The 7370-nt window shown below is 31.2% G+C and carries 6 protein-coding genes; all 6 read left to right on the plus strand.

Annotated features, from left to right (window positions below; all coding sequences use genetic code 11):
* The first annotated feature begins 59 nt into the window (after positions 1-59).
* The 6 genes from L2I46_RS26200 (at position 60) to L2I46_RS26225 (ending at position 6630) form a co-directional block, all read left to right on the plus strand.
* The gene (locus L2I46_RS26200; RefSeq protein WP_236948335.1) at positions 60-1055 is read left to right on the plus strand and encodes an EpsG family protein; all 996 of its coding nucleotides are present in this window, start codon (positions 60-62) and stop codon (positions 1053-1055) included.
* Between the two features lie 20 nt (positions 1056-1075).
* The gene (locus tag L2I46_RS26205; RefSeq protein WP_236948336.1) at positions 1076-2158 is read left to right on the plus strand and encodes a glycosyltransferase family protein; all 1083 of its coding nucleotides are present in this window, start codon (positions 1076-1078) and stop codon (positions 2156-2158) included.
* A 132-nt stretch (positions 2159-2290) separates the two neighbouring features.
* Positions 2291-3346 (plus strand): glycosyltransferase family 4 protein, encoded by a 1056-nt coding sequence (locus L2I46_RS26210; protein ID WP_236948337.1) that lies wholly within the window; start codon positions 2291-2293, stop codon positions 3344-3346.
* A 313-nt stretch (positions 3347-3659) separates the two neighbouring features.
* Entirely contained in the window at positions 3660-4802 is a 1143-nt protein-coding gene (locus L2I46_RS26215) for a glycosyltransferase family 4 protein (protein WP_236948338.1), read from the plus strand.
* A gap of 11 nt (positions 4803-4813) precedes the next feature.
* The gene (locus tag L2I46_RS26220) at positions 4814-5671 is read left to right on the plus strand and encodes a hypothetical protein (protein WP_236948339.1); all 858 of its coding nucleotides are present in this window, start codon (positions 4814-4816) and stop codon (positions 5669-5671) included.
* Between the two features lie 8 nt (positions 5672-5679).
* Positions 5680-6630, plus strand: a complete 951-nt coding sequence (locus L2I46_RS26225; protein ID WP_236948340.1) for a hypothetical protein — start codon at positions 5680-5682, stop codon at positions 6628-6630.
* Positions 6631-7370 lie beyond the last annotated feature (740 nt).

Raw genomic sequence — 7370 nt, forward strand, 5'->3', positions numbered from 1 at the left:
TTTTTTTATCACAACTAATTAAAACTATAATCTATATTATTCATAAGCTTGGTGTTTAAATGTCTCTATTAGATAAAAAGGTAAGAATAAAAAATTTAGCTATTGTGGTAGGGTGTTTTCCTGTAGTTGTATTCATTTGTATTTTGATTGTATCACGAAACCCTGAACTTCCAGACTATAGTAACTATTTAATGATGTATAATACTGGGGAATTAAGGAGTGATATTGAAATATCGTATTCAGCAATTGTCAGGATTCTATTTTTAATACCAAATGGCTTTTATATTTTACTTTTAATCTATGCAATCATAGGTTTTTTTTTGAAATATATGTTTGCCTGCATGTATATATTACCCAATGAAAGAGAAGGAACATTTATTCTCTTTGCTATTGCATATGCACTAAGCTTTATGTTTATTTGGGACTTTGTACAAATAAGAGCATCGGCAGGAATTAGTTTTTTTATATTTGGGGTCTTTAGCTCTGGAAAATTTAGGAAGGCAATTTTTTTATTATTGGCTATATTATTTCATTATTCTATGATTATGCCAGTTGGTGCTTTTTCTGTTTTTTATTTTATAAAAAAAGAAAAATATAGGATAGTTGCGTTACCAATAGTTATCATAACACCAATAATTTTACTTTTATTTTCGCATTACGCTGTCTCTTATGGGAAAACCACATATAACGTTGAACCTAAACCAATATATGGCACAATTTATTCGTTAATGTATTTAATGCTTATAGTAATATTTTATTTTAAGGCTAAAATAATCTATTACAGAAAGGATGTCTTAGCATTATATTACTGTGGCATTACAATAATGTTTATTTCAATCCTATTAAATTCTGGGTTTCCTGCATTAAGCGATAGATTTGTTGATATTGCGTCTTTTTGTTTGTTTACTTGTCTTTTCTTTATTAAGCCTTGTAGATGGTCACAACGGCTATTTTTACTATTATTTATTGTTTTTGTTTCATTAATGAGGTTTAGAGTGATCTGGAGTGTGTTTGATGTTCCAATAATAAAAGAAATATTACCATTCATCATATAACAATTGGAGTGATTAGGATTATGAGAATTCTAGTTTTAAGTCATACAAGGTATAAAAGTCATTTCAAAATTGGGAGCCATCATTATTCAAATTATTTATCCGATGGGAATGATGTTTACTTTTCTGGTATACCATTTACATTATTTCACAGGATGTTAAATAAGAAGGATCAAGGAATAGATCAGTTAAATAATAGAGTGGGGAAATTAAAGCTGCACTTTTTTTTTCCAATTAAAACGAAATATTGTAAATGGCTGATTTTCATTAATAGACTTTATTTTGGCTTTAGGAAAAAAAATGATTTAAAGTTTGATTTAATATTATGTGATACGCCATATTTCTCGCCGTATATTGACCTGTTCAACTATGACAAACTGATATACAGACCCACGGATGATTATGAAGCTATGGATGGTATCAAAGTACATAAACATGAATATAATATAATAAAGAAAAGTGATATGATCTTTCCGACTTCAGATAGCGTGAGTGAAAACCTGCTGACAAGGTATAAAGATATTGCTTTGAATAAAAAAATGCATACTATACCCAACGGATTTGATAGTCGGTTATTTTATTGCAAATCAAGTCGAAGTGAAAGACTAGGAGCACTTTATATTGGTGCTATTGATTCTAGATTCGATTTTAATGCTTTGAGTAAATTGGCTGCAAACTTTCCAAACTGTCCTTTTAATATATATGGACCATTAGAAAGTGAGTATATAGACATAGCCTCTTCGTTGATGAATAAGCATAAAAACTTAGTTTTTCATGGGGCAATAAAATATGAAGAAACTCCTGCCTTGATGAATAAGCATAAAGTTGGACTACTTCTACTAGAAGATAATAAAGCAAATGAAGGTAGGAGTCCTATGAAGTTATGGGAATATTATGCTTGCGGATTAGATATACTGTACTCGACAATTAACATTCAGGATAGCTATCCAGGAATGTATAAATATTATAATTATGATGATATGGAAAAAAAATTTCACAAAGTTATTTCAAAAAACGAGGAGTATGTACATGATAAAAAAATATTTAATCACTCTTGGGAATGTAAATGCAATATTATTATTGATATGGTCAATGGTAATTTTTAAAAATTAACAAGATTTTTATAGTAAAGCATAAATATAAAATGCATTTGCGCTAATGTATTAAGCGAGCATTAGTTATTAATAGTTACATTGCTAATCCATCCTAATAAGATTGAAGACTATTGGGTTCTTATAATGATATATGTAAATGCTAGATTCTTAACTCAAAAATTAACTGGTGTTCAAAGGTTTGCTATTGAAATCTCAAAATCACTAGTCAGCAAAAGAAATGATTTGGTTTTTCTAGTTCCTAATCTTGATGATATTTTATACTCAGAAGACATCAAGGACTTTAATCTCCAAGAGATAAAAGGATTTTCTGGGCATACATGGGAACAAATAACGCTGCCTATTTTCTTAAAAAATAAAAAAGCAAAATTGATTAATCTAACAAATACAGCACCATGTTTCTATAAAAATCAAATAGTTACGCACCATGATATAACATATATTAGATATCCTGAAAGTTTTTCATCATCATTTAGATTGGCATACAAATTATTTCCTAGGTTTTTTCTAAAAAATAATGTGGGCATCCTCACTGTAAGCGAATTTTCAAAGAAAGAAATTTCTAAGGAATACAATATTGATGAGGAGAGATTAAATGTTATATATAATGCTGTAGGAGATAAGTTTCTTAAGAAAAACATAGGCGTTGATGAAAAGATAATCAAAGAACAATATTTTTTAACCGTTTCATCGACTGCATACCATAAAAATTTTCATGGCCTAATTAAAGCATTTGAGAGGACTAATTTAGACTATAAACTAAAAATTGTTGGCGGGAGTGATAAAATATTCCCGCAAGGAAATATAGATAAATTGGATAATCGAATAGAGATGCTAGGAAGGGTAACTGATGAAGAACTCATCTTTCTTTATCAAAATGCAACAGCATTTATATTTCCTTCCTTATATGAAGGGTTTGGAATACCTCCTCTTGAAGCTCAGGCAGTTGGTTGCCCTGTAATTTCATCTGATCAGGCATCAATGCCAGAAGTTTTAGGTGATAGTGTGATTTATTTTAATCCTTACTCAATAGATGACATTATTGATAAACTTGAGTTTTTTGTTTTGAAATATGATGAAAAAAATAAATTAATAGATAAGGGATTTTATAATGTTGATAGGTTTTCTTGGGAACAATCTGCGGAAAAGATTGATTTACTACTGAAAAAATTAAATTGGTAATAACTTGTGTTATGATATGATTTTTCAGCAGACATACCTTATACCTTATGTGTATATTGAATCCTAATGTATACTAATCAATGTATTAGAATTGATTAGTAAAATGCCATAACGAATAATGATTATATGTTTTGAATTATTATAAATAAAAATAGTCATGAGGTTTTAAGTCTCGATTAAAATAGTAACCTATTAAACTATTGAGTTATAGGCTTTCGATAAACCTTACTCAACGGTATTGTCTTTGTGATATACTATATTTTTAATAAAGAATAGTGTTTGATATATTATTCAATGTTTTTATAGGAGAGTTATGAAAGACTTAAATATTGGTATTGTTGCTGATTGGTTAGTAACTTTTGCGGGTTCTGAAAAAGTAGTTGCTGAGTTTATTGAGTTATTCCCGCAATCAGAGTTGTATGCAGTTGTTGACTTTTTATCAAAAGATCAAAAAATCAACTTTAAAAATAAAGATATTACAACTACATTTATACAAAGTATGCCAATGGCGAAAAAAAAATATCAATCATATTTGCCATTGATGCCATTAGCTATTGAGCAATTAGATGTTTCTAAGCATGATATTATTATATCTAGTAGTCATGCAGTAGCTAAAGGGATTTTGACTGGACCAGATCAGCTACACATTAGCTATGTCCATTCGCCAATACGTTATGCATGGGATCTTCAGCATCAATACCTTAGAGAGGCAGGATTAAATAAGGGAATAAAAGGAATATTGGCAAAATGGATACTTCATAGAATGAGAATATGGGATTCCCGAACTGCTAATGGAGTGGATCATTACATAGCAAATTCTAAATTTATTGCAAGGCGAATAAAAAAAGCGTACGGAAGGGATGCTGATGTTATTTATCCTCCAGTTGATGTAGAGCGATTTAGTATTTGTGAAATGAAAGATGATTACTATTTTACTGCATCCAGGCTTGTACCATACAAACGAATAGATCTGATCGTTGAAGCTTTTAGTCATATGCCGGATAAAAAATTAGTAGTTATTGGTGATGGTCCTGAAATGGGGAAAATAAAATCAAAGGCTACTAAAAACATTGATATTCTTGGATATCAATCAAATGAAGTTATGCAAGAATATATGAGAAATGCAAAGGCATTTGTTTTTGCCGCGGAAGAAGATTTTGGTATTACCCCAGTAGAGGCGATGGCTTCTGGAACTCCTGTAATAGCATATGGAAAAGGAGGTGTAACTGAAACCGTAAAAACAATAGATACAGATCTTCCTACAGGAATCCTGTATAATACACAATCTGTATCATCAATAGTCGAGTCTATTAATCTATTTGAGCATTCAAGCCATATATTTACACCATATAATTGCAGAAAAAATGCTGAAAATTTTTCAGTGAAAAACTTTAGAGAGCAAATGAATAGTTACGTCACTAAGCGTTATGATGAGTTTAGATTAATAAATAAATGATAGAGTATAAAATGAATTCCATTATCCTGATAGTTTTGTATGATAAAAATATAAGTGATTCCCTTACATTGCAAACCATATGTAATAACACATATGCTCAATATGATATTGTTATCATAAATAACGGACCTAATAAAATTAATTTGGATGATGTTTTATTTAAAGCGCTAGATGACGGGCGTCGTAAAATTAATTATATCGAATACTTAGATAATCGTCCGTTGAGTGTCATATATAATGATTTTTTAAAGGAATATAATGATAGCTATGATAGATTTATTATTTTTGATGATGATAGCATTATTCCAAACTCTTTTTTTGAGGAATTAGATAGTGAATACACAAACGATATAGATCTGCAATTACCTATAGTTTTGAATAAAAATAATAATGAAGTATGTTACCCCATAATTAATGGTGAAATTTATAATTCAAAGAATATGCTACCTAGTAGTTATGCAGATGATGTTTTTTCGATAGGATCAGGGTTGGTAATTTATAAAAGTTTAATTAAAAAAATGGCATTAATAGAGTTGGAGTTATTTGATGTGCGATTTGCATTTTATGGAGTTGATTTCTCCTTATTTAGGAGGATCAGAATTTTAAAAAGCAAGAATATTATATCTAATATAAAAGTTACGTCATTTATATCACATTCACTTTCAAAGAAAGAAAGGAGTCTTAATGAATGGCGCGGCTTAGAACGTGGCTATGATGGTGTTTTATCTGCACGTTTTTATTCAAAATCTATAGCGCATTGTTTGTTTTTTATAATGAAGGCTTTGCTAATTGAAGTTAAATATTTAAGATTAAGTAATGTTTTTCGTATTTTAATTGTGTTATATAAAGGAAAACACCCGAAGTGCTAATGAATTAAATGATAGGTGATGACATGATTAAAAAGTTGTTCTTTCTTTTTTTTATTCTTATTCCCTCAGTTTCATACTCTAGAGATTTTGAGATTGGGATGTGTGTCCATGTGGATAAATATGAATTATCATCTGAAAAAATAGTTACATATCTTAAGAGATATAACATTACCTCAGTTCGTATTGATTATCCATGGCGGTTGGTGGAAAAAACACGAGGTATATATCAACCTGCATCAGAAAAATTAGATAATTTCATTGCGCTAGCAGAAAAAAATAATATTAACGTTCTTATTATTTTAGATTATGGGAATGTTCTATATGGAGGAGGAAAACCATATACAGAAGAACAAGTAAAAGCATTTTCAGACTATGCCGCGTGGGTAACGATTCACTTTAAGAAATATCATCCAACTTATGAAATCTGGAATGAATGGTCTGTTCAAAAATATCATAGCGATGAACTATTAGTAAAATCGGCTATTGCATATTTAAATCTTGTAAAAAAATCATCAAAAAGAATCAAGGAAGAAGATGCTGAATCCAATGTCATTGCTGGATCATTCATTACATCTTTTTCTTGGGATTGGGCTTGGGCAAAGTATTTATCTAATCATGGTTTGCTAGATTATGTCGATGGTGTTTCTTTACATCCTTATAATTATGCAATGAAATCTATTCCTTCTGCTGAGCAAAGTATAAATGATATCACAACATTTAAAAAAAGTGTTTTTGGTGAAAAACATGTGGATCTATTTATAACTGAATACGGCTTCCCGCATGATAAAAACTCAGTGAAAAATATAAGTAATCTATCTAACTATATGAATGACTATATGCATTTTGCATCTAAAACTAAGTATATTAAAGGAGTTTGGTTCTATGAACTTATTGATGAGGTTTATGATAAGCCAAATCCTAATTTTGGTTTGCTCACTTCTCATTTGCTTGCAAAATAGTTATAAATTTAATTCGTTATAGTTACGGTCTTTTTTCATCATTTCATCCGTTGTCAGGAGAATTGATTACAATCAAAAACATTAATTATTAGATGTGAAGAGATCGAGAACTTGTAGTCCCTCTCAGTGCTTGGATAGTTGTCGCCCCTCTGAAAAAACATCTGAGGGCGATGGAGTGACAAATGAAACGTATTTCACCTGAGCGTAAGGTGGCAACACTGGCGGAATTACTTCCCCTTACAACATGACCGTGGCCACTGTTCCACAGATGGAAGGAATATCCGAAACTACCCTGTATAATAACTGGCGTAATCAGGCTAAAGCAGAGGGGAAACTGGTGCCGGGTAAGAGTTAAAACAGCGAACAGTGGTCAGCAGAAGTCCGTTTTGCCGCAATTGTTCAAACTGCCACACCCAGTGAGGCTGAAATCGCAGGATACTGCCGTAAAAATCGCTCTCTCTTGAACAGTTTATTTAGTGAAAACAGCGCGTTATCCAGACTGAGGAGCCTGCTGATAAAGCGGCCCTGAAGCAAAGCCAGAAAGAGAATAAGTCACTGAAAAAAGGGTTGGTCCGTAAGGATAAAACCGTTGCGGAGGCGGCGGCCATACTGGTGCTTCGAAAAAAGCTCACGGACTATTACGAGGAAACGGACGGGGAAGACTGGCTTTGTTGAATAAATCAGATTTCGGGTAAGTCTCCCCCGTAGCGGGTTGTGTTTTCAGGCAATACGCACGCTTT

Origin of the sequence: Klebsiella sp. 2019SCSN059 (assembly GCF_021739525.1) — a bacterium.
GTDB classification, from domain to species: Bacteria; Pseudomonadota; Gammaproteobacteria; order Enterobacterales; family Enterobacteriaceae; genus Klebsiella; species Klebsiella quasipneumoniae.

Coding starts and splice junctions, on each gene's coding strand:
- L2I46_RS26200 (WP_236948335.1), top strand. CDS start 60: ATGTCTCTATTAGATAAAAAGGTAAGAATAAAAAATTTAGCTATTGTG.
- L2I46_RS26205 (WP_236948336.1), top strand. CDS start 1,076: ATGAGAATTCTAGTTTTAAGTCATACAAGGTATAAAAGTCATTTCAAA.
- L2I46_RS26210 (WP_236948337.1), top strand. CDS start 2,291: ATGATATATGTAAATGCTAGATTCTTAACTCAAAAATTAACTGGTGTT.
- L2I46_RS26215 (WP_236948338.1), top strand. CDS start 3,660: ATGAAAGACTTAAATATTGGTATTGTTGCTGATTGGTTAGTAACTTTT.
- L2I46_RS26220 (WP_236948339.1), top strand. CDS start 4,814: ATGAATTCCATTATCCTGATAGTTTTGTATGATAAAAATATAAGTGAT.
- L2I46_RS26225 (WP_236948340.1), top strand. CDS start 5,680: ATGATAGGTGATGACATGATTAAAAAGTTGTTCTTTCTTTTTTTTATT.